Source organism: Actinomyces acetigenes (assembly GCF_031296635.1).
Classification (GTDB): domain Bacteria; phylum Actinomycetota; class Actinomycetes; order Actinomycetales; family Actinomycetaceae; genus Actinomyces; species Actinomyces acetigenes.
Genome location: NZ_JASPFC010000001.1, coordinates 125451 through 152022, shown reverse-complemented (window position 1 = coordinate 152022; position 26572 = coordinate 125451). Strand labels below are relative to the sequence as shown.

21 protein-coding genes are annotated in these 26572 nt (G+C 68.4%); 7 read left to right on the top strand and 14 right to left on the bottom strand.

What is annotated here, in order from left to right:
* Positions 1–310 precede the first annotated feature (310 nt).
* Together RIV14_RS00705 and RIV14_RS00700 are read left to right on the top strand one after the other, a co-directional pair.
* Positions 311–1117, top strand: coding sequence for a protein-ADP-ribose hydrolase (locus tag RIV14_RS00705; RefSeq protein WP_256698936.1), 807 nt, complete (start codon positions 311–313; stop codon positions 1115–1117).
* The gene (locus RIV14_RS00700; RefSeq protein ID WP_081381774.1) at positions 1059–1970 is read left to right on the top strand and encodes an SIR2 family NAD-dependent protein deacylase; all 912 of its coding nucleotides are present in this window, start codon (positions 1059–1061) and stop codon (positions 1968–1970) included. Before RIV14_RS00705 ends, RIV14_RS00700 begins: the two co-directional genes overlap by 59 nt.
* A 10-nt stretch (positions 1971–1980) precedes the next feature.
* Here the strand turns inward: RIV14_RS00700 and RIV14_RS00695 are convergent, their stop codons facing one another.
* The 7 genes from RIV14_RS00695 to RIV14_RS00665 form a co-directional block, all read right to left on the bottom strand.
* Entirely contained in the window at positions 1981–2379 is a 399-nt protein-coding gene (locus RIV14_RS00695) for a nuclear transport factor 2 family protein (RefSeq protein WP_075371614.1), read from the bottom strand.
* Between the two features lie 336 nt (positions 2380–2715).
* Positions 2716–3882 carry a zinc-binding dehydrogenase gene (locus RIV14_RS00690; protein ID WP_070661268.1) on the bottom strand — a complete coding sequence of 389 codons (1167 nt, stop codon included), beginning with the start codon at positions 3880–3882 and terminating at the stop codon, positions 2716–2718.
* 156 nt (positions 3883–4038) lie between these two features.
* A complete protein-coding gene (locus RIV14_RS00685) occupies positions 4039–5316 on the bottom strand; it encodes an MFS transporter (protein ID WP_075371613.1) in 1278 nt (425 codons plus the stop codon).
* Between the two features lie 181 nt (positions 5317–5497).
* A complete protein-coding gene (locus RIV14_RS00680) occupies positions 5498–7114 on the bottom strand; it encodes an MFS transporter (RefSeq protein ID WP_075371612.1) in 1617 nt (538 codons plus the stop codon).
* 159 nt (positions 7115–7273) lie between these two features.
* Entirely contained in the window at positions 7274–8143 is an 870-nt protein-coding gene (locus RIV14_RS00675; protein WP_075371611.1) for a sugar phosphate isomerase/epimerase family protein, read from the bottom strand.
* A gap of 296 nt (positions 8144–8439) precedes the next feature.
* Positions 8440–9450, bottom strand: coding sequence for a Gfo/Idh/MocA family protein (locus RIV14_RS00670; protein ID WP_075371610.1), 1011 nt, complete (start codon positions 9448–9450; stop codon positions 8440–8442).
* 61 nt (positions 9451–9511) lie between these two features.
* Positions 9512–10441: a sugar phosphate isomerase/epimerase family protein gene (locus RIV14_RS00665; RefSeq protein ID WP_075371609.1), complete on the bottom strand. Its 930-nt coding sequence runs from the start codon at positions 10439–10441 to the stop codon at positions 9512–9514.
* Between the two features lie 734 nt (positions 10442–11175).
* Between RIV14_RS00665 and RIV14_RS00660 the strand changes: the two genes are divergently transcribed.
* Complete coding sequence (locus RIV14_RS00660) at positions 11176–11769, top strand: hypothetical protein (RefSeq protein WP_256698931.1); 594 nt, start codon at positions 11176–11178, stop codon at positions 11767–11769.
* 121 nt (positions 11770–11890) lie between these two features.
* Here the strand turns inward: RIV14_RS00660 and RIV14_RS00655 are convergent, their stop codons facing one another.
* The 5 genes from RIV14_RS00655 to iolC form a co-directional block, all read right to left on the bottom strand.
* Positions 11891–13384 (bottom strand): CoA-acylating methylmalonate-semialdehyde dehydrogenase, encoded by a 1494-nt coding sequence (locus tag RIV14_RS00655; RefSeq protein WP_075371607.1) that lies wholly within the window; start codon positions 13382–13384, stop codon positions 11891–11893.
* Positions 13385–13743: 359 nt separating this feature from the next.
* A complete protein-coding gene (gene iolD, locus RIV14_RS00650; RefSeq protein ID WP_075371606.1) occupies positions 13744–15651 on the bottom strand; it encodes a 3D-(3,5/4)-trihydroxycyclohexane-1,2-dione acylhydrolase (decyclizing) in 1908 nt (635 codons plus the stop codon).
* Positions 15652–15704: 53 nt separating this feature from the next.
* Positions 15705–16619: a 5-deoxy-glucuronate isomerase gene (gene iolB / locus RIV14_RS00645; protein WP_075371605.1), complete on the bottom strand. Its 915-nt coding sequence runs from the start codon at positions 16617–16619 to the stop codon at positions 15705–15707.
* A 125-nt stretch (positions 16620–16744) separates the two neighbouring features.
* Entirely contained in the window at positions 16745–17659 is a 915-nt protein-coding gene (locus RIV14_RS00640) for a Cgl0159 family (beta/alpha)8-fold protein (RefSeq protein WP_075371604.1), read from the bottom strand.
* Between the two features lie 10 nt (positions 17660–17669).
* Positions 17670–18707: a 5-dehydro-2-deoxygluconokinase gene (gene iolC / locus RIV14_RS00635; protein WP_075371603.1), complete on the bottom strand. Its 1038-nt coding sequence runs from the start codon at positions 18705–18707 to the stop codon at positions 17670–17672.
* Positions 18708–18959: 252 nt separating this feature from the next.
* Between iolC and RIV14_RS00630 the strand changes: the two genes are divergently transcribed.
* The 3 genes from RIV14_RS00630 (at position 18960) to iolG (ending at position 22120) form a co-directional block, all read left to right on the top strand.
* On the top strand, positions 18960–19712 hold the full coding sequence (locus tag RIV14_RS00630; protein WP_075371662.1) for a GntR family transcriptional regulator: 753 nt from the start codon (positions 18960–18962) through the stop codon (positions 19710–19712).
* Positions 19713–19864: 152 nt separating this feature from the next.
* Positions 19865–20941, top strand: coding sequence for a transaldolase family protein (locus RIV14_RS00625; protein WP_075371602.1), 1077 nt, complete (start codon positions 19865–19867; stop codon positions 20939–20941).
* Positions 20942–21130: 189 nt separating this feature from the next.
* Positions 21131–22120, top strand: coding sequence for an inositol 2-dehydrogenase (iolG, locus tag RIV14_RS00620; RefSeq protein WP_075371601.1), 990 nt, complete (start codon positions 21131–21133; stop codon positions 22118–22120).
* Between the two features lie 784 nt (positions 22121–22904).
* On the opposite strand, the gene RIV14_RS00615 is transcribed toward iolG, so the two are convergent.
* Positions 22905–23867 (bottom strand): aldose 1-epimerase family protein, encoded by a 963-nt coding sequence (locus tag RIV14_RS00615; RefSeq protein ID WP_075371600.1) that lies wholly within the window; start codon positions 23865–23867, stop codon positions 22905–22907.
* An 80-nt stretch (positions 23868–23947) separates the two neighbouring features.
* Complete coding sequence (locus tag RIV14_RS00610; RefSeq protein WP_075371599.1) at positions 23948–25027, bottom strand: LacI family DNA-binding transcriptional regulator; 1080 nt, start codon at positions 25025–25027, stop codon at positions 23948–23950.
* Between the two features lie 277 nt (positions 25028–25304).
* Between RIV14_RS00610 and RIV14_RS00605 the strand changes: the two genes are divergently transcribed.
* Positions 25305–26501, top strand: coding sequence for a Gfo/Idh/MocA family protein (locus tag RIV14_RS00605; RefSeq protein ID WP_075371598.1), 1197 nt, complete (start codon positions 25305–25307; stop codon positions 26499–26501).
* Positions 26502–26572 lie beyond the last annotated feature (71 nt).

The following is a 26572-nucleotide window of genomic DNA, read 5'->3' as shown; positions in this document are numbered from 1 at the left end:
CACAAGCAACGCAGGACTCGGACCCAGCCCAGCAAGGGCGCAGAAATAACGAGGCTGCGCGGCCAAGGAAGCCCGCGCAGCCATGGCAAACCGAGGGGCACCGTACAGGCGGCGCCCCTCTTCTCACACCCCAGAAGCACCCCCGTCGCAGGCACACGTCACTGCCTGTCGACGCAGCGACGGCTGAGCGCTCCATGACGGACGCCACGCGACATCCACCTTCCTGGGTTTCTGTCTAACACCTACTATCCAATAGTAACTAAGTATCTCACCCGTCATCGGTAGAGAGGATCATATGTCTCCAGGTCCATTGACGCAGTCTCAGCGCAGCACCCTCGTTGATACATCGCTGGCCCTCCTGCTTCAGGAACAGCCCAACGGCCAGCAGCTCCTGGACACCGTCTCGGCCGGCGACCCTGGTCGGCGCCGACTGGCACTGCGGGCCCTGCTCGCCATGCGACCCGCCATTCCACTATCCCCTGAGCTGAACTGTTCACTGGAGCGGCTCCTGGCTGCCGAGGCGGCCGAGCGAGAAACCGTTGACGCCCTCAGCCTGCCGGGAACGGAGGTGGACCCGCGCCTGTCTCTGTGGCGCGGCGACATCACAACGATCCGGGCCGATGCGATCGTCAACGCGGCGAACTCCGCTCTCCTCGGATGCTTCCAGCCGCTGCACGCCTGCATCGACAATGCCATCCACTCGGCCGCCGGCCCCGGACTACGCCAGGAATGCGCAGACATCATGGCCGCTCGAGGCCGTCCCGAACCCACCGGCACGGCAACCGTGACCGGCGGCTACCACCTGCCAGCCGCCCACGTCATCCACACCGTCGGGCCGATCGTGCAAGGCAAGCCAACCGCTGAGCACGAGGCGCTCCTGGCCTCCTCCTACCGTTCCTGCCTGCTCGCTGCCGAGGATCTGCGGGCCACCAGCATCGCGCTGTGCTGCATCTCCACCGGTATCTTCGGCTACCCCAAGGCCGAGGCCGCCGCCGTCGCGGTCCGCACCGTCCGCGAGCTGCTCCCCCGTTTCCAGTCACTGACAAAGGTGGTCTTCAATGTCTTCGATCCAATCGACGAATCGATCTACCGCGACCTCCTCGACCCTGACCGCTGAGAGCTCAGAGGCGATCCGGCGTCTAGCCGACGCAGCCTCCCAGGCCGACGCCGTCGTTCTCGGTGCCGGGTCGGGACTGTCGGCCGCAGCAGGTCTGTCCTACTCAGGCCCCCGATTCACACGCCTCTTCCCTGACTTCATCGAGCAGTTCGGCCTGAGAGACATGTACTCCTCCGGGTTCTACCCCTTCCCAACGCCGGAGCACCGGTGGGCGTACTGGTCCCGGCACATCATGGCCAACCGCTACGACGAGCCCATCCTCCCCCTCTACCAGGACCTGAGGGCCATCCTGAATGGTTTGGTGGACACGGACTACTTCGTCATCACCACGAACGTCGACCACGCCTTCGCCCGCAACGGCTTCGACGAGTCGCTCGTCTTCGCCACTCAGGGCGACTATGGACTGTGGCAGTGTTCCGTCCCCTGCTACGCCGGGACGTGGTCCAACGAGTCGGCCGTGCGAGAGATGGTGGAGCGGCAGCGGGACCTGCGCATTCCATCATCGTTGTTGCCCGTATGCCCCAGGTGCAAGGAACCTGCGGCGATGAACCTGCGGGTGGACGGCACCTTCGTGGAGGACGAGCAGTGGCACGACGCTGCTGAGCGATACCGCCGGTTCCTGTCCGAGCACGAGTCGGATCGGGTCCTCTACCTGGAGATCGGGGTGGGGTGGAACACGCCCTCACTCATCAAGTTCCCGTTCTGGCAGCGGACCTACGCCAATTCCTCGGCCGTCTTCGCCACCCTCAACCAGGAGCCGGAAATCCCCCGACAGATTACGCAGCGCTCCATCGCCGTCCCCGGGGACATCGCCGCCAGTATCGAGGCATGGAAAACTCTGGCGCAGAGCTGACGCGCCGGAGTCAGAACATGCCGTTGTCGTTGGCAGAGGTCTCCGGGATCACCTGGAGCACGTCCCAGTGCTCCACGATCCGGCCGCGCTCATCGAGACGGAAGATGTCGATGCCCGCGTAGTCCTCCGACCCCGGCCACCGCTGGTGGCAGTGCAGGATGACGTAGTCCCCCTCGGCGAAAGCACGCACGAACTCCACGCTCTTGCCAGGGTAGTCGCGAGCCATCCGCTCAAAGTACTCGACGAAGGCCTCCTTGCCGTCGGCCACATGAGTGTTGTGCTGCCGGTACTCCTCGCCGGCGTATCGCTCCAGCGCCTCCCTCGGCCGGCACTGATTGAACATCAGGTCGTAGAAGGCCTTGACGTTCTCCTTGTTGCGCTCCAAAGTGCGCTCCAGCTCAGTGGACATACAGGACTCCTCCTTCGCTCCTTGCGATGGTCACACTAGTCAGTCAGCGCCCCTCCGCGGCCTGTGACGCACCGCAGCGACACCCAAGATGTCCAAATCGGATACAAAGGAGGGCCCCAGGCTCGCAGCGCCAATAAGAAACCGCATGATTCCGCGGTTCCGGTGACGGTCTGTTCGGACCATGGGCTCCTTTGTCACCGATTTGGATACGGAGCATGTCCGACCTCGGCTCGGAGTAGCATTGCGCCTCCTGCTCAAGCCGGCAGGGCCCGAGCAGGAGGCGCGAGGATGAGGGGGCGCGGTCAAGCCCCGACAACCGGGGCTGACCGGCTGGGATCACAGCGACATGTCGACGACAGCGCGCCCCTGGATCTCGCGGTTGCGCAGCGCGGTGTAGCCAGCGCCGGCCTCCTCCAGCGGCAGGCGGCGCGAGACGACATCGCGGTAGTTGATGACGCCCTTGTCGGCCAGGTCGACGACGGCCGGCAGGTCCTGGCGGGTGCGCGCCCCATAGGAGCCGAGGATCGACTGCGAGCGGCGCACCGTGCGGTTGATCTCCACCCCGGCGGTCTGCACGCCGGCCCCCAGGCCGATCGGCACCATGCGGCCACCATCGGCCAGCACGTCCAAGGCGGTGGTCCAGGTGGCGGGGATGCCCAGCGCCTCGAAGGAGACGTCGACACCCTTGCCGCCGGTGAGCCGGAAGACCTCCTCGCGGGCGTCCTGGGTGACGGAGTTGACCACGGCCGTGGCCCCGTAGTCGAGCATGGGGGCGAGCTTGTCGTCATCGACGTCGATGGCGATGACCTGGCTGGCGCCGAAGGCCCGGGCGATCTGGACGATGTTGGTGCCCACGCCGCCGGTGGCGACCACGGCGACGGTCTCCCCGTAGCGCAGGTCGGCGCCGCGGCGCACGGCCCCGTAACCGGTCATGGCGGCACAGCCCAGGATGGCCGCCGGCACCATGTCGATGGTGTCGGGCACGGGGGCCACGGCGGTGGAGGGGATGACCGCATACTCGGCCAGACCGCCCATGGAGTACATGGCCACCGGCTCGCCGTCGAGGGTCGCCAGGCGGGTGGTGCCGTCGTAGAGGACGCCCTTGAGGCGGTTGAGGTCGAAGAAGGGGCCGCACAGCTCGTCGCGCCCCGAGGCACAGGCGTCGCACTGGCCGCAGGGCATGAGGAAGCCGCCGGCCACCTTCTGCCCGACCGTCAAGCCGGTGTGCTCGTTGCCGGGGCCGAGCTCCACGATGGTGCCGGAGACCTCGTGGCCGAGCACCGCCGGCAGCGGGAAGGCGATGGCGCCGCCGATGACGTGGAGGTCGGAGTGGCACAGTCCGCAGGCGGCCACCTTGATGAGGACCTCGCCGGCCTTGGGCCGGGGGGTGCGCAGGGTCTCGATCTGCAGGCCGACCTCGTGGTCCCGCAGGACCGCGGCCTTCATGGTCTCAGGGATGGACACGGTTGTCTGTGAGGCCTGGACTGCCTCATTGCTCGTCATGCTCAGGTGCCTCTCTGTCAGGTGTCGACGACGTCGGGCCGCCGAGTGGCCTCCTTATGGCCACGCCCCCACCATACGATATTTGTCCTGACAAATCATAGGCCTGAAGTCGGATGCGCGACGCTGTTCCCAAAACTGCCCCGCGCTCGCACTCCCCTAGACCTTCAGCTCGCGCGGCAGGCGCAGGAGCACGACGGCGACGCTGAGCACCGACAGCGTGAAGACCACCCAGAACAGGGCGCGGGCCCCGAGGTAGCTCACGATGAGCAGTGAGGCCAGGAGGACTCCGGCACGCGCCAGGACCCCTCCGGTCGCCGAGGCGCGCCGCTGCGCCTCCACCAGCCAGGGCGGGATCCGCGGGTCGATCGCCCCCTGACAGGCCGGCAGGACCAGCACCGACTGGCTGGCGACCAGGATCGCCAGGGAGACGATGATCGTCCAGGCGCCGCCCACGCCCCCGAGAGTCATGCCGGTCACCAGGAAGGTGGCCCCCAGGACGGCGACGACCGTTCCCAGCACCACCCGCAGGAATCGCAGCCGCTCGACCCGGGTCACCAGCGCCAGGGCAAGGAGTGCCAGTCCCATCCAGGTCCCGGCGCTTATGGCGATCGCAGCGGGTGCGAGCCCGAGCTCGGTGGCGATCAGTGGGGCGAGGACCAGGGCCGCCGCCCCCAGGGGCGCCTCCTGGGCGATGATGAGGACGGCGCCAGTGAGCACGGCGGCACGCACCTCGGGCACCCGCAGCTCGCCGGGAGACATGGCCTGCTGCTCGGCCATCATCTCCGCATCCAGGCGGGTCCAGTCGATGGCCACGGAGGCCTCCAGGGTCCCGTGCAGGCGGCGCAGCGCCTCGAAGGCCTCGACGTCGCGTCCCTGCCGCACCAGCCAGACCGGGCTCTCGGGCAGGAGCAGGGCACCGACCAGGTACGCCAGCGCGGCGACGGCGACCACCACCCAGGCGATGAGGAGCCGCGAGGGACTCCACCAGGCCGCCAGAACCACGATGCCGGCCCCGGCCGGGCCGAGGGCCATGGCCTGCGGCATGAGTCGCTTGTGTCCCCTCAGGGAGAGCTCGTGGCAGACCAGTGGCGCCACGACGAGTACCCCGCCCACCGCTAGGCCCACCAGGCCCGCCCCGATCAGGCCGACGCCGCCGAGCCCGGCTGCGACCCCGGCGCCCAGCACTGCCAGAGCGCCCATGAGCAGTCCCATTCGCCGTCGCCCCAGGTACCGGGCAAGAGGGCGGCCGGTGACGGTCCCCAGCACCATCGCCGCAGCAACGGCGCCGACCAGGGGCAGAGCGCTGCCGCGCGCGCCGGCGACCCCGATGGCCAGCGCCCCTTCCAGGGCGCCGAGGAACAGGCCTGCCGCCCAGGCGTACAGGCTGAGGCGGAGCGGAGCGGGTGGCGCGCTGCGCGGCGGATGCGGGTTCATGGACCGGTCACCGTGTACGTCATGGGCGGCAGAAATGTGTTGGGCTCAGTTGGGAAGGGGAGTTGCCTGATCAGGGAAAGGCCGGGAGGGGAACTGCAACAGTGCGTCAGAGCCTGACAGTCGATTCAATCCGTCCGGTTCGGCTCCACCAGCCACTGCCGCAGCCTCTCACTCCAAGGCCTCAGCTGTACTCCTTCTCGAAGCGTTCCTCGAGCTCCTCCAGGGAGTGGTACTTCGTCTCGGGCACGTACTTCATGTAGAAGACGAGGGAGAATACGTTGATGAGGCAGAAGATGAGGTAGGTGCCCGCTCCCCCGAGCTTCTCCATCATGATGGGGAAGACCAGGGCGACGATCGCGTTGGCGATCCACAGAGCGCCGACCGCCAGCCCCATGGCCGTGCCGCGAACCTTGGCGGGGAAGATCTCCGCCACGAGGACCCAGGTGACCGTTCCGGACTGCTTGGCGAAGACGAACAGGGAGACGATGAGCAGCACCAGGTAAGGGGCGAAGGCGGGGGCACCCTTGATGTTGCCGTCGGCGTCCTGGTAGGGCTGGATGAGGAAGAAGAAGACCGCGGCCAGGAGGCCCAGGGAGACCACGATGCTGGCCTCCTGGTAGATGCCCACGTGCCGCCGGGCGAACTTGGTGACCAGCCACAGCCCCACGGCCGACCCCACGAAGGAGATGAATCCGGAGACGACATTGAGGGAGATCGCGTCGCTCATGGGCAGGCCGGCCGCGGAGAGCACCTTGGGCGTGTAGTACATGGCCGTGTTGATGCCGGTGAGCTGGTCGGCCAGGCCCAGGATGATGCCGATGATGAGCAGGTGCCGGGTCCACTTGACGCCCATGATCTGCGCCAGGCCCCACTTCTCCTGGCCGGCCTCCTTGCGCTGGACCTCGAGCATCTCGTCGACCTCGTCGGCGATGGAGCCATCCTTGGACTCGTCACGCACCCGTTTGAGGGAGCCGATGGCCTCGGCGATGCGCAGGTTGGCGACGTACCAGCGTGAGGACTCCGGCATGAGGCGGATACCGATCCACAGCGCTATGGCCGGCAGTGAGGCCAGCACAAGCATGTAGCGCCAGGTCGTGCCGTTACCGGACTCGACGACGACGTTGGCCAGGTGCTGGACCGACTCCCAGGAAACGGTCTCGCCAGCCTTGGCGACAACCTCACCGGAGCTGTTGACGACGTCGTTGGCGACCGTGACCTCCGGTCCGCCGTGGATCTGAGTCAGGACCGCGTTCATCGAGAAGGCGAGGAACTGACCGAAGACGATCATCATCTGGTCCACGGCCACGAGCGTTCCACGGATGCGCTTGGGAGCCGTCTCACCGAGGAAGACCGGAACCGTCGCCGAGGCGCCACCGACGGCGAAGCCCAGGACGATGCGGAAGAAATAGAGGACCCAGATGTTCGGGGAGAAGGTGCACCCCAGCGCGCCGAAGAAGAAGACCGCTGCCAGGAGCGTGATGTTGTGACGACGCCCGTACTTGTCGGAGAGCTTGCCGCCGACTGAGGCCCCCAGCGCGGCACCCAGGCACAGGAAGGTCCCTACGAGACCCTCCTCCACTGAGTTGATCTGAAGGCCACTGGCGTCGTGCGGCAGATACATGTACGGCAGCGCGGCCGAGATCACTCCGGTGTCATAGCCGAAGAGCAGCGAGCCGAGGGTGGCAACCAGGGCGATGAGTCCCAGCGAGCGCTTCGGACCCGACGCGGGGGTCTGGTCAACCAGCTCCTGGATCCTCTCCGGCGTGTACTGCGCCGCAGAAGTGGGTGATGTGGACATGAAGGAACTCCTTGGGTCGTCTGCCATCGTTGGCGGAGGCGAAAGAGAGCGCTGCTGGGTGGAGCGGTTGTCCGGTCCGCCGGTCACCGCCCCGCAGCGCAGGGGCGGGAGCCGGCAGCGTGAGCGGCCCTCATCGGGGGTGGCGAGGACCGATGAGGGTCAGCCGAGCTCCTCGCGGAGCCTGGCCAGCACTCGACGGTTGATGTCGTCGGCGTGCTCGTGCCAGCCGAAGACGCACACGGAGAGCACGCCGTCGAAGCCGATGTCGCGCAGCGTGGAGAAGACGGCGTCCCAGTCGACCTCGCCGTTGCCGACCTCGTTGTGCTGGTGGACGGTGACGTCGGCGCCGGGCGGGTTGACGATGTAGCGGTTGCCGTCGTTGGCGCGGTGGTTGAAGCCGTCGGCAATGTGGACCTCACGCAGCTTGCCGGCCTCGTGGGCGGTGCGGATCATGCGCTCGACGTCGCCGGCACCGTCGGAGAGGTGGAAGGCGTGGGGGCAGCAGAACTCGTAGCCGATCCAATCCTTGTTGACCGCGCGCACGAGGTTCAGGGCGGGGTCGTGCAGCTCGACGAAGTCGTAGGGGTGGGCCTCCATGTTGAGGCGGATGCCGTAGCGCTCGAAGTCGGGGATAAGCTCCTCGATGGAGCGGAACCACTGCTCCTCGCTGCGGCGGGCCTGGTTGCGGTCGCCGGAGAACTCGGAGGTGATCTCCCGGACGTCGATCTGGTCGGCGAGCTCGAGCAGACGGCGCCAGTTGGACACCTGGGCGCGCCGCTCCTCCTCGTCGGGCGAGGACCAGTTGAAGACCGGGTTGAGGGTGCGCACCTTGACGCCCGTATCCTTCTGGGCCTTGTTGAGCTCGGCGACGAAGGCGTCGTCTGCGGCGGGGCGGTGGTGCCAGAAGTGGAAGTCCGCGTTGGGTGAGAGCTCGACGTGCTCAAAGCCCAGCTCAGCGGCCTTGTAGAGCGTGCGCACCGTGGACATGGTGCGGTAGTACATGTTCGGGTCAAGGGCGATGTCTACCAAGGAGGTCTCCTCTCGGGCGCCGACATCCCTGTCGGCACCCCCATAATGTCATGACAATTGCGTCTGGGGAAGTGGTTGGGGCGGGTATTTTCAGATCCTTCGACGGCGTGGCGGGAGCACGCCGTTCTGCCGCCGAGGAGTCCTCGTCCCGGGAGGCGGGGCTCAGGCCCCGGGGCGAGTACGGCGGGCAGGACCCGTCACTGTCCCCGGGAGCGACCCCGGAGCACTTGCGAACACGCAGCAATCGCGAGCGCTCCAGCAGGCGGCCGCATCGGCGAGGACGATGACGGGAGACTTCAGGCGTAGAAGGCGGGCTTGTCGATGAGCGTGACGTCGACCATCGGCGAGGACTCGTCCTCCAGCGAGGCGACCGCCGCGTCGACCACGGAGGTGGCCGCGTAGCCGTCCCAGGAGGTCGAGCCGGTGTGCTCGTCGCGGGCCACGGCGTGGATCCACTCCTGCACCTCGCGGTTGAAGGCGTCCTCGAAGCGGTCGATGTGCGACTGACACATGGCGTTGCGGTTGCCGTGGATATCGCGGATGTGGATCCTCTCCTGGTCTCCCAGCCTCACCGCGGCGGTCTCCAGCACGAGCTCGCACTCGATGGAGTAGGCGTACTGCAGGTTGACGTTGACCTCGTCGTCGATGCGCACGCCGGACTCGGTGTACATGACGACAACGACCGGGTCGATGAGGTGGTCGAAGCGGTGGGTGGTAGACCTGGGGCGCTCGACGCGCACCTTGACGATCTCCTCACCCAGGAGCCAGCGCATCGTGTCGATCTCGTGGATCGCTGTGTCGTCGATGGCCATGCGCGAGGTGTAGGACTCCGGCACGGTGGGGTTGCGATGGCGGTTGTGGACCAGGAGAGCTTGGCCGTTGTCGCCGTCGTCGAGAACCTTCTTCATCTCGTTGTAGGCGGCGTCGAAGCGGCGCATGAAGCCCACGGTGACGAGCTTCTTGCCGGCCTTCTGCTCGGCCTCCATGATGGCGATGCAGTCCTCGGCGGTGGTGGCCAGGGGCTTCTCGCACAGGACGTACTTGCCGGCCTCGATGGCCTTGATGACGTCGGGGGCGTGGACCTTGCCGAAGGTGGCGATGAGGACGGCGTCGACGTTCGGGTCGTTGATGAGCTCGTCGGCGCTGTCGTAGGCCTTGGCTCCGTAGGGCTGCGCGGCCGAGACCGCGGCCTCGTGGTTGATGTCGGCCACGGCGACGATCTCGCCGCCGGACAGGACACCCGCGATGCGGGCAAGGTGGGCGCGGCCCATACCGCCGGCGCCGATGAGTCCGATGCGTACAGTCATGTGTGTCTCCTCGTTGAGGTGGTGTCAGTGGTAGGTCGGTTGTGTGACGTGGCAGGAGGCCTCAGGCCAGCCCCAGGCCGCACTCGGCCAGGTACGTGCGCATGTTGATGGCGTTCTGCTTGGGGAAGGTGGGCTCGCAGGGGTAGCAGTCCTGCTCGCAGATCGCGTAGATCGGCTTGTCCAGGGCAGCCAGGGCGTCGACGAACTCGTGCATCTCGGGCAGGCCGGCGGGCGGACAGACCGAGGCACCCTTGGTGACGGCCTCACCGAAAGGCCAGTCCTTCTCGTGGGCCTCGCGAGTGATGTCCTCATCGAAGGCCTTGATATGGACGTAGGTGATGCGCTCGGGGTACTTCCGGCACAGCTCGACCGGGTCGCCGCCGCCGTAGACGACGTGCCCGGAGTCCAGGCACAGGTTGACGTAGGTGGGGTCGGTAGCGTCGAAGATGCGGGCGATCTCCTCGGGGGTCTCGATGTGGGAGTCGCCGTGGGGGTGGAGGACCATCTTGAGGCCGTACTCGTCCAGGAGCATCTGCCCCAGGGCGTTGGCGTGCTCGACGTAGAGCTTCCAGGCGTCGTCGGACAGGACACGGTCGTCGGTCCACTCCCAGGTCTTGTCATCGCGGTAGAGCGGGGGCAGGTGGACGATGTACTCGGCGCCGACGGCGGCGTGAGTCTCGGCGATGGCACGGAAGGTCTTGAGGGTGGTCTCCCAGGCCTCCTGCTTGTGCAGGATGCCCCAGCCGGTGCCGGCCACCACCCTCATGCCGAACTCGTCGCACCACTTCTGGAGCTCCTTGGGGTCGGTTGGGAAGTAGCCGAAGGGGCCGGTCTCGATGACCTCGAAGCCGGCCTCGGCCATCTCCTCCCAGGCCTGACGGGGGGCCATCTGCTTGGGGTCCTCGGGGAACCAGACGCCCCACTGGTCGGGGCAGACGCCGATGGTGAGCTTGGAGTACTTGGGGTCGTTGGTGTTGACGGCTTTGGACATCGTTGTCTCCTTCGCGGGACGGTATCCGAATCGTTTCGGACGTGACATCCACTGTACGCTCCCGCCGACCAACAATCTAGGGATTTGTACGAACAAAGAGGTCTGATCTTTAGTGTTCCTCCACTCGTCCTGGCCACCGAGTCCTCCCCTGCTCCGCGAGGACGCACCCTAGGCCCCGAGACCTGACCCCAGCCCCGCAGTCCGCGCCCCCTACCGTGCGTCCTCGACGACGTCGAGACCGGTGGCCACAAGAGCACCCGTCGCCTACGTTACCCACAGGGCAGAAAGCTCCCCTGGTTACTCACGCGCCCGAACGTCAACCTGGAGGCATGGAGACCTACCCTGCACCTCCCCAACTTCCACTTGTTCTGACCTGCAACGGTCCCCCACCTCTGATGCACCATCCGGTGAGGGTCGCGCACGGCCTCTACGCAGATCTCAGCAGAGGCGGAGTGGAACCGTGGAAGGCGGCTCAACAACTCAGTTTGGCCCGCTGCTCCGCCGCCTGTATGCAGGCCCCTTCAGCCCTTGCTCTGAGCCACGAGTCGGCAGCACTTGTCCATGGTCTGTGGGTTCGCCACCACGAGCCCGATATCAGTCTTGTCATGCCCTTTCACCCCCGCCGAAGTCGCATGCTGCTTCCGCCGGCTCCTGGAGGACGGGGCAGGGTCTTTCTGCGACGACACCGGCTTTGTCTGGAGCGGAAGGACATCACGGCGGTCTCGGGCCTGCCAGTGACGACTGTGCTGCGCACGGCTATGGACTGCGCCTTCGACCTGCCGGCACGAGAGGCGATCTGTGTCGTCGACTCGGCTGTGCGCAGCCTCGCCCGTCCGTCGCGCTTCCACCCCGAGGACTCCGAGCAGCGTATGGACGCGGTTCGACGTCGGCTTGAACAGATGGTGGCCGCGCAGGGCCCACGGCGGGGGGCACGGCGGGCCCGAGCGGTCCTGAGGATCACCTCGGGACTCGCGGAGTCACCGGGAGAGTCGGTCCTGCACTGGTTCGTGCGCGCCCTCGGTCTTCCCGCCCCGCGCCTCCAGGCGCGGATCGCAGACCCGGAGCTCTCTCGCTTCTACTTCCCCGACGAGGTCTGGCCGGAGTTCAAGGTGCTGGCGGAGTTCGACGGTCAGCTGAAGTACACGTCGCCTGAGGAACTGTGGAGGGAGAAGCAGCGCCATGACGCGCTGGTCAGGATGGGCTGGCACACTGAGCGCTTCATCTGGAGCGATTTCGGCGATCTGGACGCGCTGCGCCACCGGGTCCTGACGCTTTTCCCTCCTGCGGCCGCGCGCCTGTGGCGCCCGATGGCGGACCTCTGGAAGTAGGGAGGCGCCCTCCATCCCGACAAAGGCGCGGACGCACCATAAGGCCCGCGGACTCATCCTGCTGGATCAGCCCTTGAGGTCTACGGTGCGTCCGCGGCGATGGGCGGCCGAGCCGCCAGGCCTACTCCTCGCGCTGGAAGGACATGGTCGCGGCGTAGGTCTTCTCCGAGGGCCAGCGGGTGGTCACGGCCTTGGCGCGGGTGTAGAACCGCACGCCCTCGGGGCCGTGGATGTGGGTGTCGCCCAGGAGCGACTCCTTCCATCCACCGAAGGAGTAGTAGGCCACCGGTGTCGGGATCGGCACGTTGACGCCCACCATGCCGGCCTCGACGTCGAGCTCGAAGCGACGGGCCACGCCGCCGTCGTTGGTGAAGATGGCCGCACCGTTGCCGAAGGGCGAGGAGTTGACCTGCTTGATGGCCTCCTCATAGGTGTCGGCGTGGACGATGGCGAGCACCGGCCCGAAGACCTCCTCGGTGTAGAGCGAGGACTCCAGGGGGACGTTGTCGACGATGGTCGGGCCGAGGAAATGGCCCTTCTCGTGTCCGGGGATGACCAGGGGGCGGCCGTCGAGGACGACCTCGGCGCCCTTGGCCTCGGCGTCGTCGATGAGTCCGGTGATGAACTCCTTGGACTTGGCGTCGATGACCGGGCCCATCTCGACACCCTCGTCCATGCCGTAGCCGACCTTGATCTTCTCGGCGTGGGCCTTGACGCGGCGGGCCAGGTCCGGTCCGCAGCCGCCCACGGCCACGACGACGGGCAGGGCCATGCAGCGCTCGCCGGCGGCCCCGAAGGCGGCGGCGGAGATGTGCTGGGCGGCGAAGTCCAGGTCGGAGTCGGGCATGACGATGGCGTGGTTGTTCGCCCCGCCCAGAGCCTGGACGCGCTTGCCGTGGGTGATGCCGGTGTTCTGGACGATGTGGGCCACCGGGGTGGAGCCCACGAAGGAGATCGCGTCGATGCCGGGGTGCTCAAGGACCTTGGAGACCATGGTGCGGTTACCGGAGACGACGTTGAAGACGCCGTCGGGCAGGCCGGCCTCCTTGTAGAGCTCGGCCGTCAGCAGTGCCGCCGAGGGCGTGGCCGAGGCCGGCTTGAGAATGAAGGCGTTGCCGGTGGCGATGGCGATGGGGTGCATCCACATGGGCACCATGGCCGGGAAGTTGAAGGGGCAGATGCCGGCGACGACGCCGACCGGCTGGCGCAGGGTGTGGATGTCCACGCCGGTGGAGATGTCGAAGGAGTGCTCGCCCTTGAGGGCCAGGTTGATGGCTGTGGCGAAGTCGAGGGTCTCGCGCCCGCGCTGGATCTCACCGATGGCGTCGGAGTAGTTCTTGCCGTGCTCGGCCACGATCATCTTGGCCATCTCGTCGGAGTGGTCCAGGACCAGCTGGCGCATGCGGAACATGATGGCGGTGCGCTTGGCCAGCGAGACCTTCGCCCACTCCTTCTGGGCGCGGCGGGCCACCTCGACGACGTGGTCGAGGTCGGCGTCGGAGGCCTGGAGCAGCTCGGCCTCGACCTCACCGGTTCCCGGGTTCTCGACGGCGAAGCGGCCGATCGGGTTTCCCTCGTAGTACTTTCCGTCAACCCAGTGCGCAATGGTTCTCATCGTTATCGACTCCTGATTGTCGGTTTCGCGGACCCGCCCCGCCTATGGGGTGGGTAGGGCCGGACTTAGACCAAGGTCTCAGCGGCGGACCGGCCGGGCGCCCAGCGCCTTGCATGTGCCCCCAGCCTAACGTCCTAGACGGCCAACGGTGCGATTTTGTCAGAACATAATGGGGGCGTTGACCACATCGTGATCCTGGCATCCCGCTGGACCGTGGTCAAGGGGCGCCCGCCCCGGAGGGGAGCACGCACGCGGCGGGGGCCCACGGCGCCGTTCGCCGCGGACCCCCGCCGTCGCGGTCGGCGCAGGAGCGCGCGCCGTTGACCGCGGCCTACCTGCGATCCCTCCAGGTAGTGGCCTTACAGGTAGTGACGCTGAGGCTTGCGGTCACGCAGGTACTCCTCGTAGGCGCGCTGCGTGGACTCCAGCTCGGAGACACCCGAGACCGGCACGTCCCACCAGCTCGACCCGGGCGGGTTGGGGCCGTAGAGGTCGGTCTCGATGTGGATCATCGTGGGACGGTCGGAGGCCTCGGCCTGGCGGTAAGCCTCCTTGAACTCGGCGATGGTGTGGACCTCGAGAACGTCCAGACCCCAGGAGCGGGCGTTGGCGGCGATGTCGACGCTGTCGATGACCTGCTCGTCGGCCAGGTGGCTGCCCTCGCCGCGCCTGCGGTACTTGGTGCCGAAGCGCTGGGAGCCGTGGGACTCCGAGAGGGCACCGATGGAGCAGAAGCCGTAGTTCTGCAGCAGGACGTAGATGACCTTGATATTCTCCTGGACCACGGTGGCCAGCTCCATGGGAAGCATCTGGTAGGTGCCATCACCCACGATGGCGACCACCTCGGCCTCGGGGCGGGCGAGCTTGACACCCATGGCGGCGGGCACCTCGTAGCCCATGCAGGAGAAGGCGTACTCCACGTGGTACTGCAGCGGGCTGCGGGCCTGCCACAGGGCCTGGAGGTCACCGGGCATGGAGCCGGCGGCGTTGATGACCACGTCCTCCTCCCCCATGAGCTCGTTGAGGGCGCCAAAGACCTCGGTCTGGGCGGGCAGGGGCCCGTGGTCCAGGTGGTAGCAGCGCTCGGTGGCCTTGAGCCAGGCCTCCTTCTCCGCGGTAATCTCCTCGGAGTAGGCCGCCTCGACGTGGTAGTCCGCGAGCGCCTCTTTCAGGGCGGCCAGGGCCTCGCGGGCGTCGGCCACCACCATCTCGGCGCTCTCCTTGGCAGCGTCGAAGGGGGTGACGTTGATGTTCACGAACTTCACGTCGGGGTTCTTGAACTGGGTCTTGGAGGCCGTGGTGAAGTCGGAGTAGCGGGTGCCCACGCCGATGATGAGGTCGGCCTTGTCGGCGATGTGGTTGCCGGAGTCGCAGCCGGTGGAGCCCACGCCGCCCACGGCGCTGGGGTGGTCGAAGTTGATGGCGCCCTTGCCGGCCTGGGTGTCGCCCACCGGGATGCCGGTGGCGGTGGCCAGGGCGCGCAGCTCCTCACTGGCGCCGGCGTAGATGGTGCCGCCGCCGGCGATGATGAGGGGCCGCTTGGCGGTCTTGATGAGGGCGACGGCGCGCTGAAGGGCGGCGGGCTCGGGCACCGGGCGGCGCACGTGCCACACGCGCTTGCGGAACAGCTCCACGGGCCAGTCGAAGACCTCGGCCTGGACGTCCTGGGGCATGGCGATGGTGACCGCGCCGGTCTCGGCGGGGTCGGTGAGTACGCGCATGGCGTTCAGCAGCGAGGGGATGAGCTGCTCGGGCCGGTTGATGCGGTCGAAGAAGCGCGAAATGGGGCGGAAGGCGTCGTTGACCGAGACGTCCAGGCTGGTGGGGTCCTCCAGCTGCTGGAGCACGGGGTCGGGGACGCGGGTGGCGAACTGGTCGGAGGGAAAGAGCAGCACCGGCAGGCGGTTGGTGGTGGCCAGGGCGGCCCCGGTGACCATGTTGAGGGAGCCCGGGCCGATGGAGGCCGTGCACATGTAGGTCTGGAGGCGGTTGGTGGTCTTGGCGAAGGCGGCGGCCGCGTGCACCTGCCCCTGCTCGTTGCGGGGCATGATGTAAGGCATCTCCTGCTCGCCGTCGGCGCGGGCGATCTCGTTCTGCAGGAGGGCCTGGCCGATGCCGGCCACGTTGCCGTGGCCGAAGATCCCGAAGGCCCCGGCGATGAGGCGCTGCTCGACGCCGTCGCGCTCGGAGTACTGGTTGGACAGGAAACGGATGGTGGCCTGGGCGACCGTCAGGCGGATCGTGCCGGCGTAGGCTTCGTTGCTCATCGTGGTTCTTCTCTGCTCTTCTCAGGTGGTGGGGCGGTCGAAAGGCGGATCGGCTAGTCGTTCATGGGGGTCATGGGCAGGCGCGGGTCGACCTCCTGGCCCTCCCAGGTCTGGCGTACCCAGGTGTGGTGGGGGTCGTCGGTCATGAGCCACACGGAGTCCTCGGCAGGGCCGGCCATGACGTTGAGGTAGTACAGGTCGTAGCCGGGGGCGGCCACGGAGGGCCCGTGGTAGCCGTAGGGCATGACGACGACGTCGCCGCCGCGCACCTCGGTGCACACGTCGATGTCGTGGCCGGGTGAGGGGTAGATGCGCTGGAGCGCGAAGCCCTCGGCGTCGCCCTCGCCGGCACGGACCTGGTAGTAGTAGATCTCCTCCAGGACCCGCTCGACCTCGGTGTGCTCGTCGTGCTTGTGGGGCGGGTAGGAGGACCAGTTGCCTCCGGGGGTCAGGACCTCGCAGGCCAGCAGGTGGGAGGTCTCGACGTCGTTGCCCAGGGCGTAGTTGTTGACCTGGCGCGAGGAGGGGCCGGCCCCCCGCAGACCGGTTCCGACCTCGGAGCGCGGGCAGTAGCGCAGCGGCTTGTCGGTGGTGGCCTTGGCCCCGGGCAGGGCGATGCGGGCGCCGTCGGCGCTGGTGAGGGTCACCTCGGTGCGGCGGGGGACGTAGACGTAGTCGGTGATGTCAGTGAAGACCGACTCGCGTCCGGCCACCTCGAAGCGCTCACCGCCGGCCTGGACGGTGCAGCCCCCCGACAGGGGCAGGACGAGGTACTCGTGCTCGCCGGCGGGCACGGTCAGGGGCTTCCCGGGGGCGAGCGCCACCACTCGCAGGGAGGACCACTCCCAGCCGGCCCGCTCCGGGGTGAGGTCCAGCTCGTAGCTGTCGTGGGTGAGCTCGCCGGCGCGGATGACGTAGCGGGACTGGCCCGACGTCTCGGACGGGGCGGTGCGGTCGGTGTGGCCCATGGTGATGCTCCTTCAGCTCCTGGTGGTACTCGTGCGGATTGTCTCGTATGGGGTGGCTCGGCCAGGGCCGATTGACGGCGGTTGCGGGCCGGGGCGGTCGGTTCGCTTGCGGGCGTATCAGGTGCTCACAGCAGAGCGACGGCGGCGTCGACGGCGGCCTCAACGTCGTCATTGCCCGGGTAGAGCAGGGAGCGGCCCACGACCAGGCCCCTGACATTGGGCAGCTCCAGGGCCGCCGCCCAGGAGGCGCGGGTGGCTTCGGGGTCGGTGGAGACCTCGCCGCCCAGGATGAGGCTGGGCAGGGAGGTGGAGGCCATGACGCGTCGCATCGAGGCAGGATCGCTGACGCAGGGCAGCTTGAGCCAGGTGTGCGCCGAGCTGCGCCCCAGCGCCTGGGCGATGCAGATCGAGCGGATGACGGCCTCCTCGCTGAGGTCGTTGACGATCCGGCCATCCTCCCACCGTGAGATGAAGGGCTCGATCATCGCGTTCAGGCCACGCTGGGACAGGGAGTCGATGGCCTTGGCGCTGGCCTCGAGGGTGGTGGCGCTGGCGGGGTCGGCGTAGTTGATGCGGGTGAGCATCTTACCGCCGTCGAGGTGGGAGGCCTCGATGCCCTGGGCGTCGTAGGCGCCGAAGCGGTCGTCCATCTCGAAGGAGGCCCCCTGGAGGCCGACCCGGTTCATGGAGCCCCACACGAGCTTGCCGTCCAGGGCGCCCAGGAGGGTCAGGTCCTCGATGATCTCGGCGGTTCCCAGGAACCCGTTGACGCCGGGGCGGGACAGGGCCGTCATGCAGCGCTGGAGGAGGTCCTCGCGGTCGGCCATCGCCAGTGGCCTCGCCCCCGCTCCCAGGGCTCCGCGGGCCGGGTGGTCGCAGGCGATGACCATGAGGCGCCCGGCCCCGGCCAGGTCGGCGCGGGGACGCTGGGCCAGGGCCCGACCGATACGGCCGGGGTCGGTGACCCGGATCTCGGTGACGGCGTCGGTCAGCGGCCGCGGCCCTGAGGTGGAGGCAGCAGAGGTGGGTGTTGCGCTCATCGGGGACTCCTCACAGGTCCGTCAGCCCCGGGGCGACCTCGTCGCGGCGGGAACGCATGAGCTCGAGCAGCTCGGGCTCGGTGGGCATGGCGGTGGAGCACTCCAGTCGCGAGGAGACGATCGCTCCTGCGGTGGAGGCGGCGAAGATGGTCTTCTCCAACGACCAGCCCGACAACAGGCCGTGGCAGATGGCCCCGCCGAAAGCGTCCCCGGCTCCCAGGCCGTTCTTCGTCTCCACCGAGGTCACGGGCATCTCCACCCGTTCGGTGCGGGTCTTGGCCAGCGTCCCCTCCAGGCCCTGCTTGACGATGGCCAGCTCGACGCCGGTCTCCAGGAGGGCGTCGGCGGCCCGCTCGGGGTCGCGCTCGCCGACGGCGACCTCGCACTCCTCCCGGTTGCCGATGGCCACGGTGACCTTGGGCAGGATCTTGGCGACCTCCCGGTGGGCCGTCTCCTTGTCCTTCCAGAACATGGGGCGATAGTCGAGGTCGGCGATCGTGAAGCGCCGCCGGTCGCGGGTGCCCAGGGCGGCGTGGTGGGCCGAGCGCGAGGGCTCCTTGCTCAGTCCGGTCACCGAGATCCAGAAGATGGAGGCGTCGCGAATGGCCTCCAGCGGCAGGTCCTCCCAGGCCAGCTCCAGGTCGGGGGCCGAGGGCTCGCGGTAGAAGTAGAGGGGGAAGTTGTCCGGCGGGAAGATCTCGCAGAAGGTGACTGGGGTGTTGTAGGCGGCCTTGGTCACGACGTGGCGGTCGTCGACCCCCAGGCGGCGCATCTCGGTGTGCACGAAGCGCCCGAAGGGGTCGTTGCCCACGCCGGTGACGACGGCGGAGCGGTGCCCGTAGCGGGCGGCGGCGACGGCCACGTTGGTGGGGCTGCCGCCCAGGAACTTGCCGAAGCTCTCCACGTCCTCCAGCCCGACGCCGACCTGGAGGGGGTAGATGTCGATGCCGCAGCGCCCGATGGTGAGCACGTCGAGCCGATTAGTGTCTCCGGCGTCTGCGGGCAGGCCCTCGGGCGCAACCGCCTCAGACGTCTTAGTCGTTGCCATCGTTGCTGTCGTTGCTGTCGTCACGGTGATCGCGTCTCCACATCCTTGGGGCCTGCAGGCCTGCGGGAGTGCGGTCTGCGTCGGGCGTCACTGCGAAGCCTGCCTCACAGGACCGCTCCAGGTCAAGCATTTGTCAGAACATTTGAGGGCCCACCCCTCCGCAGATCGGCGCCAGGATGACGACAGCACGTGACATCGGCACACAGCATCCGTATGCTCAAGGCATTATCACGTCTGACACAGGCTCACCTCATGCCCGATTCACCAGCCCCTTTCGCCCTCGACATCACGATCGACCGCGATTCCAAGACGCCGCTGCACACGCAAATTTCCGAGCCGCTGGCCGCACTCATCCTTGACGGGACACTGCCTGCCGGCAGCCGCCTGGAGGACGAGCTCTCGATGGCCAAGCGACTGAAGGTCTCCCGCCCCACGGCACGCCAGGCCCTTCAGTACCTGGTGGACCGCGGCCTGGTCAAGCGCCGTCGGGGTGTGGGCACGATCGTCTCGCCCATGCACGTCCACCGACCGATGCAGCTGACCAGCCTGCTGTCGGACCTGTCCGCGGCCGGCCACACGACCTCCACGAGCGTGCTGGACTACGTCGAGCACGAGGCCGACGCCGACGACGCCGAGCACCTCGAGGTCGAGGAGGGCGCCGCTGTCGTGACCTGCACCCGCATTCGCTGTGCCGACGGCGAGCCGATCGCGGTGCTGTCCAACCTCATGCCGGCGACCATTGCCCCCACCCGCGAGGAGCTGGAGTCCGGGGGCCTCTACGACCTGCTGCGCGCCCAGGACGCCGTCCCCACCACGGCCAAGCAGACCATCGGGGCCCGCAACGCCACCGCCCGCGAGGCCGAGCTCCTCCACGAGCGACGCCGCGCCGCCCTCATGACCGCCACCCGTATCACCTACGACCAGTCGGGCCGCGTCATCGAGTACGGGCAGCACATCTACCGCGCCTCGCGCTACACCTTCGAGACCTCGCTGTTCTCCAGCTAGCCCTCGCCCCGGCACGGGGTCACCACCGTTCCCAGGAATCTTTGTCCTGACATTTTATTGACAGATGCCGTCGAGCGCACTTCAATAGGGGCTACCGGACCGCGGCTGCAAGGACGCCTGCGCGGATGAACCCGAAAGAGAGCACAGAACCGATGAGCATCGACTACACCCCCGGCCCCCTCCTCGACGCCGCCCGTAACACGCCCACCGCACTGTGGAACGACTCGGCCGACCCCGACGAGCTGCGTCAGTCCATCTCCTTCGGCGGTGTGGGCGCCACCTGCAACCCCACCATCGCCTACACCTGCATCAACCAGCGCAAGGACGTGTGGCTCCCCCGCATCGCCGAGCTGGCTGAGGAGATGCCCGAGGCCACCGAGTCCGAGATTGGCTGGCAGGTCGTGCGAGAGATGAGCGTCGAGGCCGCCAAGCTGCTCGAGCCCATCTTCGAGGAGCACAAGGGGCGCAACGGCCGCCTGTCGATGCAGACCGACCCGCGCCTGGCCCGCAGCGCCAAGGCCCTGGCCGACCAGGCCGAGGAGTTCTCCAACCTGGCCAAGAACATCATCGTCAAGATCCCCGCCACCTCCGTGGGCGTCAAGGCCATTGAGGACGCCACCTACCGGGGCGTGTCGGTCAACGTCACCGTCTCCTTCTCCGTGCCCCAGGCCGTGGCCACCGGTGAGGCCATCGAGCGCGGTCTCAAGCGCCGCGAGGCCGAGGGCAAGGACGTCTCCACCATGGGCCCGGTCGTCACCCTCATGGGCGGCCGCCTGGACGACTGGCTCAAGATCGTGGCCAAGCGGGACAAGCTCTTCATCGACCCCGGCCACCTGGAGTGGGGTGGCGTGGCCGCCCTCAAGCGCGCCTACCAGGAGTTCCAGGCCCGCGGCCTGCGCGCCCGCGTGCTGTCGGCCGCCTTCCGCAACGTGCTGCAGTGGTCCGAGCTGGTCGGCGGCGACCTGGTCGTCTCCCCGCCCTTCGCCTGGCAGAAGCTCATCAACGACTCCGGCTACAAGGTCGTCGAGCGCATCAACGAGCCCGTGGCTCCTGAGATCATGGAGACGCTCTTGTCGATCCCGGAGTTCGTGCGCGCCTACGAGCCCGATGGCATGACGCCCGAGGAGTTCGACACCTTCGGCGCGACCCGCCGCACCCTGCGCGGCTTCCTCCAGGCCGACGCCGACCTGGACGCCCTGGTGCGCGACGTCATCATGCCCCAGCCCTGATCGGCTCCGCTCAGGCCCGTCCGGGTCCCGGTGGGGGCCCGGACGCCCGCAGCGGCACCCGCCGCCCCGGGCGGGTCCACGGCATGTTCGGACACGTCTACACGTTCCGCGCCGTCGAACCGTCCACCCCACCACTTTCCGCAGTTCAGACACCGATCCACACCCCACTCACACGCAGAAGGAGCAAGGATGCTCTCCATCGCCGTCATCGGCGCCGGCCGCATCGGCCACGTCCACGCCAAGACCATCGCCGCCCACCCCCAGGCCGAGCTCGCCCTGGTCTGCGACCCCTTCGAGGACGCAGCCGAGAAGCTCGCCGCCACCTACGGCGCCCGGTCCTGCAAGGACGCCGAGGAGGTCTTCGCCGACCCCGAGATCGACGCCGTCATCGTCGGCTCCCCCACGCCGCTGCACATCCCCCACCTGCTGGCCGCCGCCAAGGCGGGCAAGGCGGTGCTGTGCGAGAAGCCGATCGCCCTGGACATGAAGGACGTCGAGGCCGCCCAGGCCGAGCTCGACGCCGTCAAGGTCCCCGTCATGTTCGGCTTCAACCGCCGCTTCGACCCCAGCTTCGCTGCCGCCCGCGCCGCGGTCGAGGCCGGCAAGATCGGTGACATCGAGCAGCTGACCATCATCAGCCGCGACCCGGCCGCCCCGCCGGCGGAGTACATCAAGGTCTCTGGCGGCATCTTCCGCGACATGACCATTCACGACTTTGACACCGCCCGTTTCTTCCTGGGTGAGATCGAGGAGGTCTACGCCGCCGGGCAGAACCTCGACCCGGCCCTGAAGGACACCGGCGACTTCGACGCCGCCGTCGTCACCCTCAAGGCCGCCTCGGGCGCCGTGGCCACGATCATCAACAACCGCCACTGCTCCTCCGGCTACGACCAGCGCCTCGAGGCCTCGGGCCGCGAGGGCGCCCTGTTCGCCGAGAACATCCGCGCCACCACGGTGCGCCTGTCCAACGGCGAGGTCACCGACGCCCAGGAGCCCTACCTCGACTTCTTCCTGGAGCGCTACGCCGACGCCTACCGCATCGAGCTGAGCGCCTTCATCGAGGCCGTCGAGGCCGGCACCACGCCCCCCACCGGTATCGGGGACGCCATCGCGGCTCTGCGCCTGGCCGAGGCCGCCACGGAGTCGGCTCACTCCGGGCAGCCGGTGCGCCTGAGCTGAGCGCCGGTTCACCACTCTGACGTGCGGTGGGCGTCGTCGAGCATTCCCTCTCGACGACGCCCTCCCGCGCTCTCAGCGCCTGCAGGGCCGTTGCGGGCTCGGCAGGCCGCTGTGTTGTCTCACGGTCTCCAAGAGCCTCGGGGCCATGCCACCTCACGACACCGGCGCGGCGGGCCCGATGACCGTTGCTCACCGTGCTGGCCGGGCTGGTTCGGCTGCTCGCCGTCGCTGGACTGGCGCCCGGCCTGTACTGCACGAGGGTCGGGATCCACTGGAGGAGGGTCGGGGGCACTCCAGGTAGGTGGGGCCTTCGTACAGTACGCACAACCCCCGACCAGTAGATCCCGACCCTCGTGGAGTAGACCGGCTCAGGGCGGGTGCAGGCCGGAGCCGGTGTTGCACAAGCGCCACCGGCCCCCGGGCGGGAGTCGGAAGAGGTCTGGCTGGGGAAGGTGAAGCCAGCATCGGGGTGAGAGCGTTCGGCACGACCGCCAACGCCCCGCGGAGTCGATCCCGCCGGCAGCCCAGTGTCCACAGCGCTGACATCAACGAGCCCGACGTCGAAGCGCCCGGCGAGGATCGTTGGAATGCTGCGATTTCTCATTGGTGTACGGCGGCGGCGCGGAGCTGATGTCAGCACCATGGACACCCGCGATTCGTCAGGCCTCGCCCCTCAGCGCACCGTCAGCTCCAGAGCAACCGTCCCGGCCCCGCGCTCCCACCTGAGCGAGCGCCTCAGACGTGAGGAGAGACAAGGCGTCCTCGGCCCAGAACGCTTGCGCGCTCAGTCCTGCTCGTAGAGGCGGTAGGTGAAGGAGTGGGACTGCCCCACTGCCAGGGCGATGAGGTCCTCCCCGCTGTTGAAGGCGTTGGGCGGGCAGGTCATGGGCTCAATGGCCACGCCGGGCCGGGAGAGCTCATCGGCGGTGTAGGCCTGCACCCAGGGGACGTCCGAGCTCATGACGACGGCGCGGTTGCCCTGCCCGCCGCGCAGGCTCACCTCCCAGGTGCCCCCGGGCAGGGCGGTGTAGGCGTTGTCCGTCTGGATGGCCCCGACGAGCCGGCCACCCCGCCAGTCCCAGTCGGTGCCCTCCACGCTGCGCCGGCGCGTGGGCGCCATGTGCTCGTCGACGTCGAGGACCTCGGCAGCCGGGATCGTCAGGACGCAGTCGTCCAGGGGCACCGAGCGCGTCAGGTAGGGGTGGCAGGAGACGCCGTAGGGAGCGGGGGCGGGCTCGCCCTCGGCCTCCGGCGCACCGAGCACCGGCGGGGCGGGCCGGGCCGCACCGACATTGGTGGCAGTCACCGTGACGCTCAGCCCGCGCTCGGCGTCGAGCTCGAAGCAGGCGCTGGCCTCCAGGCTCCAGGGGTAGCCGTAGGAGGCCAGCAGGCTCAGCTCCAGGACGACCCGGCTGCGGGGGGCGCCGTCGTCGGGGCCGGAGGGGTCGTCATCAGCGACCTGCCAGTCCATCCAACCGGCCAGGCCGTGGAGGGCCGAGCCGCTGGCCGGCTCGTTGCAGCCCACGAGGAACTCGGTGCCCGCGTAGTCGTAGCGGGACCCGGCGATGCGGTTGGCCCACGGCATCAGGGTCTTGCCCTGCCAGCCGGCGGGCAGCGTCGCCTCAGCGTCGAAGGGCATGATGAGGTCACGCCCCTGGCGGCGCAGGTGGACGAGCATGGCGCCCGACGAGGCGATACGCGCCTCGTAGTCGCCGGCGACCAGGTCGATGAGTTCTCCGTTAATCATGGTTCCTCTCCCAGTGTGCGGGGCGTGCGCCCCTCGGTTGTGGCTTCCTCGGTGAGGTTCACCGTAGACCGCGCGCCGTATCAGGCCCGGGCCGTGTCCCGGCGCTCGCCCGGCGGGGCCGTTGTGTCGCGGACGACAAGCTCGGGGACCACCCGGTAGAGACGGCCTCCCAGAGGCCGGTCCTCACCGGCGACCTCCGCCGGGATATGGCCCTCCTGGTCCGGGTGCATCCGGGCCAGCAGCGCCCGTACCGCGACCTCGGCGATGAGGCCGGCGTCCTGGCGCACCGTGGTCAGGGAGAAGGCCGAGGCCGCCGTGACCGGGATGTCGTCGTAACCGGTGACGGCCAGGTCCTGCGGCACCCTCAGCCCCTGACGGCGCAGCTCCATGAGGGCTCCGACGGCGCAGTGGTCGTTGAAGCACAGGAGCGCCTCGGGCAGTTCGTCGGCCTCGATGAGGCGGTGGACCGCCCTGGCCCCGCTGTCCTCGTCGCCTCCCCCGGGCACCACCCGGGCGCTGTCCGTCAGCCCGCGCCGCTCCATGGCCTGGCCGAAGCGCTCGATCCGTCGCCCTGCGGCGGTCTCTCCTCCGCCATCCACATGGGTGATGCGGCGGCGCCCGGTGTTGACCAGGTGATCGACGAGCAGCTGGAAGCCGACGTCGTCACGGGAGTGGACCTCATCAACGTCCCCCAGATCGGTACTGGTGCCGATGAGGACCGCCGGGGGACGGTCCGCGATTCCGGCCAGGGCGCCCACGGAGAGGTCGGGGTCGACCAGGATGAGGCCCTCGCAGCGCTGGAGCAGCAGCGAGCGCAGCCCGTCGGCCACATCGCGGTGCGGGGTGGAGGTGGCCAGCACCAGCGCGTGATCCATGGCGGAGGCCGCCTGGAAGAGCCCGTCCACGATGAGCCCCTGGTAGGCCTGCCCGATGGCGAAGCTGGCACCGATGAGCCCGGTGTGGCTGCGGCGCAGGAACTGGGCGCGCGGATCCGCCTGGTAGCCGAGCTCGGTGGCGATGCTCAGGATCTCGCCACGGGTCTTCTCGGCGACGCCGTCGGAGCCGTTGAGAGCCGCCGAGACGGTGGAGATGGAGCGGCCGGCGCGCTCGGCGACAGTCCTGATCGTGACCCGCCCGCCTCGTCCTCGAGGTCCTTTCACGGCAGACGTCTCCCTTTCCACACCGTTGTGCCTCACGGACCGGCATGATCCGCGGGAGCCGGAGTCCATCCTTGGACACCGGTTGAGCGCATCCTATCCGACCACACCGGTGAGCATGTAGACCCGGCCACTGCGGTCATCTGACCTCACCCCCTCTTGTCAGGACAAAGTTGCTCTGCTATCTTCCTGTGACGTCATTGACGACGAGTGTTTCCCGGGGCTTCCGGACACACCTCCACACACGCAGCAGCCGACAGTGTCGTCGGAAAGGACCGTAATGACCGACAAGAAAGTACTGGGTATCGGGGTCATCTCCCTGGGGTGGATGGGACGGCTTCATGCCCGCAGCTACCGTGCCATCGCTGAGCGCTTCCCCGAGCTGGGCGTGGCTCCGCGCCTGGTCGCGGCCGCGGACCCCGTGGACGAGGTGCGCCAGGAGGCAGTGGACAACCTGGGCTTCGAGCGCGCCTACGCCGACTACCGCGACCTGCTGGCCGACCCCGAGGTGGAGGCCGTCTCCATCTGCGCCCCCAACTTCCTCCACCACGAGATGGCCCTGGCGGCCGTCGAGGCTGGCAAACCCTTCTGGATCGAGAAGCCCATGGGGGTCAGCGCCGAGCAGTCCCGGCAGATCGCCCAGGCCGCCGAGAAGGCGGACCTCGTCACCGCCGTCGGCTTCAACTACCGCCACACCCCGGCCATCGAGTACCTGCGCTCCCTGGTGCGCGGCGGCGAGCTGGGCCGGATCACGAACGTGCGCGTGTGGTTCATCGCCGACTACAACTCCTCCCCCATGGGGCCCCTGACCTGGCGGGCCTCGAAGGAGAAGGCCGGGGCCGGCGTCGTGCCCGACCTCATGAGCCACGGGGCGGACCTGGCCCAGTACATTGTGGGGCGCATCGCCTCGGTCACCGCGATCACCGACACCTTCATCACCGAGCGCCCCATCCCCACCAAGATGGGCATCGGTCACTCGGGCTTCGAGATCGGAGACGAGGTCGGCCCGGTGGAGAACGAGGACTACGTCTCCATGCTCGTGCGCTTCGAGAACGGCACCGTGGGCACCATGGAGTCCTCCCGCGTCAGTGTGGGACCGCGCGCCGAGTACGTCGTCGAGGTCTACGGCACGAAGGGCTCGGCCCGCTGGAACTTCGAGCGCCTCAACGAGCTGGAGATCTGCCCCGTGCTCGACGGCGGTGCCTCCCACGGCTACACCCGCGCCATGGCCGGTCCCCAGTGGGGTCAGTGGCAGCGCTTCCAGCCCGCCATCGGCACCTCCATGGGCTTTGACGACATGAAGGCCATCGAGGCCGCGCAGTTCATCGAGTCGATCCTCACCGGCAAGCAGGTGGCCCCCTCGGCCGCCGACGCCTGGTGCGCCGCGGAGGTCGACGAGGCCGTCGTCGCCTCAGCGGCCGACGGCCAGTGGCACGAGGTCCCCCGCGTCGAGGGACGCACCACCTTCGACGCCTGAGCCGCCTCACACCTCACTTTTCTCTTCACTCCACCACCCACCCACCATAACGATCCCTGCGGCATCGTCGC

Excerpts from the sequence above, each read along its gene's own strand:
- RIV14_RS00700 (WP_081381774.1), top strand. The coding sequence starts at position 1,059 with ATGTCTTCGATCCAATCGACGAATCGATCTACCGCGACCTCCTCGACC.
- RIV14_RS00695 (WP_075371614.1), bottom strand. The coding sequence starts at position 2,379 with ATGTCCACTGAGCTGGAGCGCACTTTGGAGCGCAACAAGGAGAACGTC.
- RIV14_RS00690 (WP_070661268.1), bottom strand. The coding sequence starts at position 3,882 with ATGACGAGCAATGAGGCAGTCCAGGCCTCACAGACAACCGTGTCCATC.
- RIV14_RS00685 (WP_075371613.1), bottom strand. The coding sequence starts at position 5,316 with ATGAACCCGCATCCGCCGCGCAGCGCGCCACCCGCTCCGCTCCGCCTC.
- RIV14_RS00680 (WP_075371612.1), bottom strand. The coding sequence starts at position 7,114 with ATGTCCACATCACCCACTTCTGCGGCGCAGTACACGCCGGAGAGGATC.
- RIV14_RS00670 (WP_075371610.1), bottom strand. The coding sequence starts at position 9,450 with ATGACTGTACGCATCGGACTCATCGGCGCCGGCGGTATGGGCCGCGCC.
- RIV14_RS00665 (WP_075371609.1), bottom strand. The coding sequence starts at position 10,441 with ATGTCCAAAGCCGTCAACACCAACGACCCCAAGTACTCCAAGCTCACC.
- RIV14_RS00655 (WP_075371607.1), bottom strand. The coding sequence starts at position 13,384 with ATGAGAACCATTGCGCACTGGGTTGACGGAAAGTACTACGAGGGAAAC.
- iolD (WP_075371606.1), bottom strand. The coding sequence starts at position 15,651 with ATGAGCAACGAAGCCTACGCCGGCACGATCCGCCTGACGGTCGCCCAG.
- iolB (WP_075371605.1), bottom strand. The coding sequence starts at position 16,619 with ATGGGCCACACCGACCGCACCGCCCCGTCCGAGACGTCGGGCCAGTCC.
- RIV14_RS00640 (WP_075371604.1), bottom strand. The coding sequence starts at position 17,659 with ATGAGCGCAACACCCACCTCTGCTGCCTCCACCTCAGGGCCGCGGCCG.
- iolC (WP_075371603.1), bottom strand. The coding sequence starts at position 18,707 with ATGGCAACGACTAAGACGTCTGAGGCGGTTGCGCCCGAGGGCCTGCCC.
- RIV14_RS00630 (WP_075371662.1), top strand. The coding sequence starts at position 18,960 with ATGCCCGATTCACCAGCCCCTTTCGCCCTCGACATCACGATCGACCGC.
- RIV14_RS00625 (WP_075371602.1), top strand. The coding sequence starts at position 19,865 with ATGAGCATCGACTACACCCCCGGCCCCCTCCTCGACGCCGCCCGTAAC.
- iolG (WP_075371601.1), top strand. The coding sequence starts at position 21,131 with ATGCTCTCCATCGCCGTCATCGGCGCCGGCCGCATCGGCCACGTCCAC.
- RIV14_RS00615 (WP_075371600.1), bottom strand. The coding sequence starts at position 23,867 with ATGATTAACGGAGAACTCATCGACCTGGTCGCCGGCGACTACGAGGCG.
- RIV14_RS00605 (WP_075371598.1), top strand. The coding sequence starts at position 25,305 with ATGACCGACAAGAAAGTACTGGGTATCGGGGTCATCTCCCTGGGGTGG.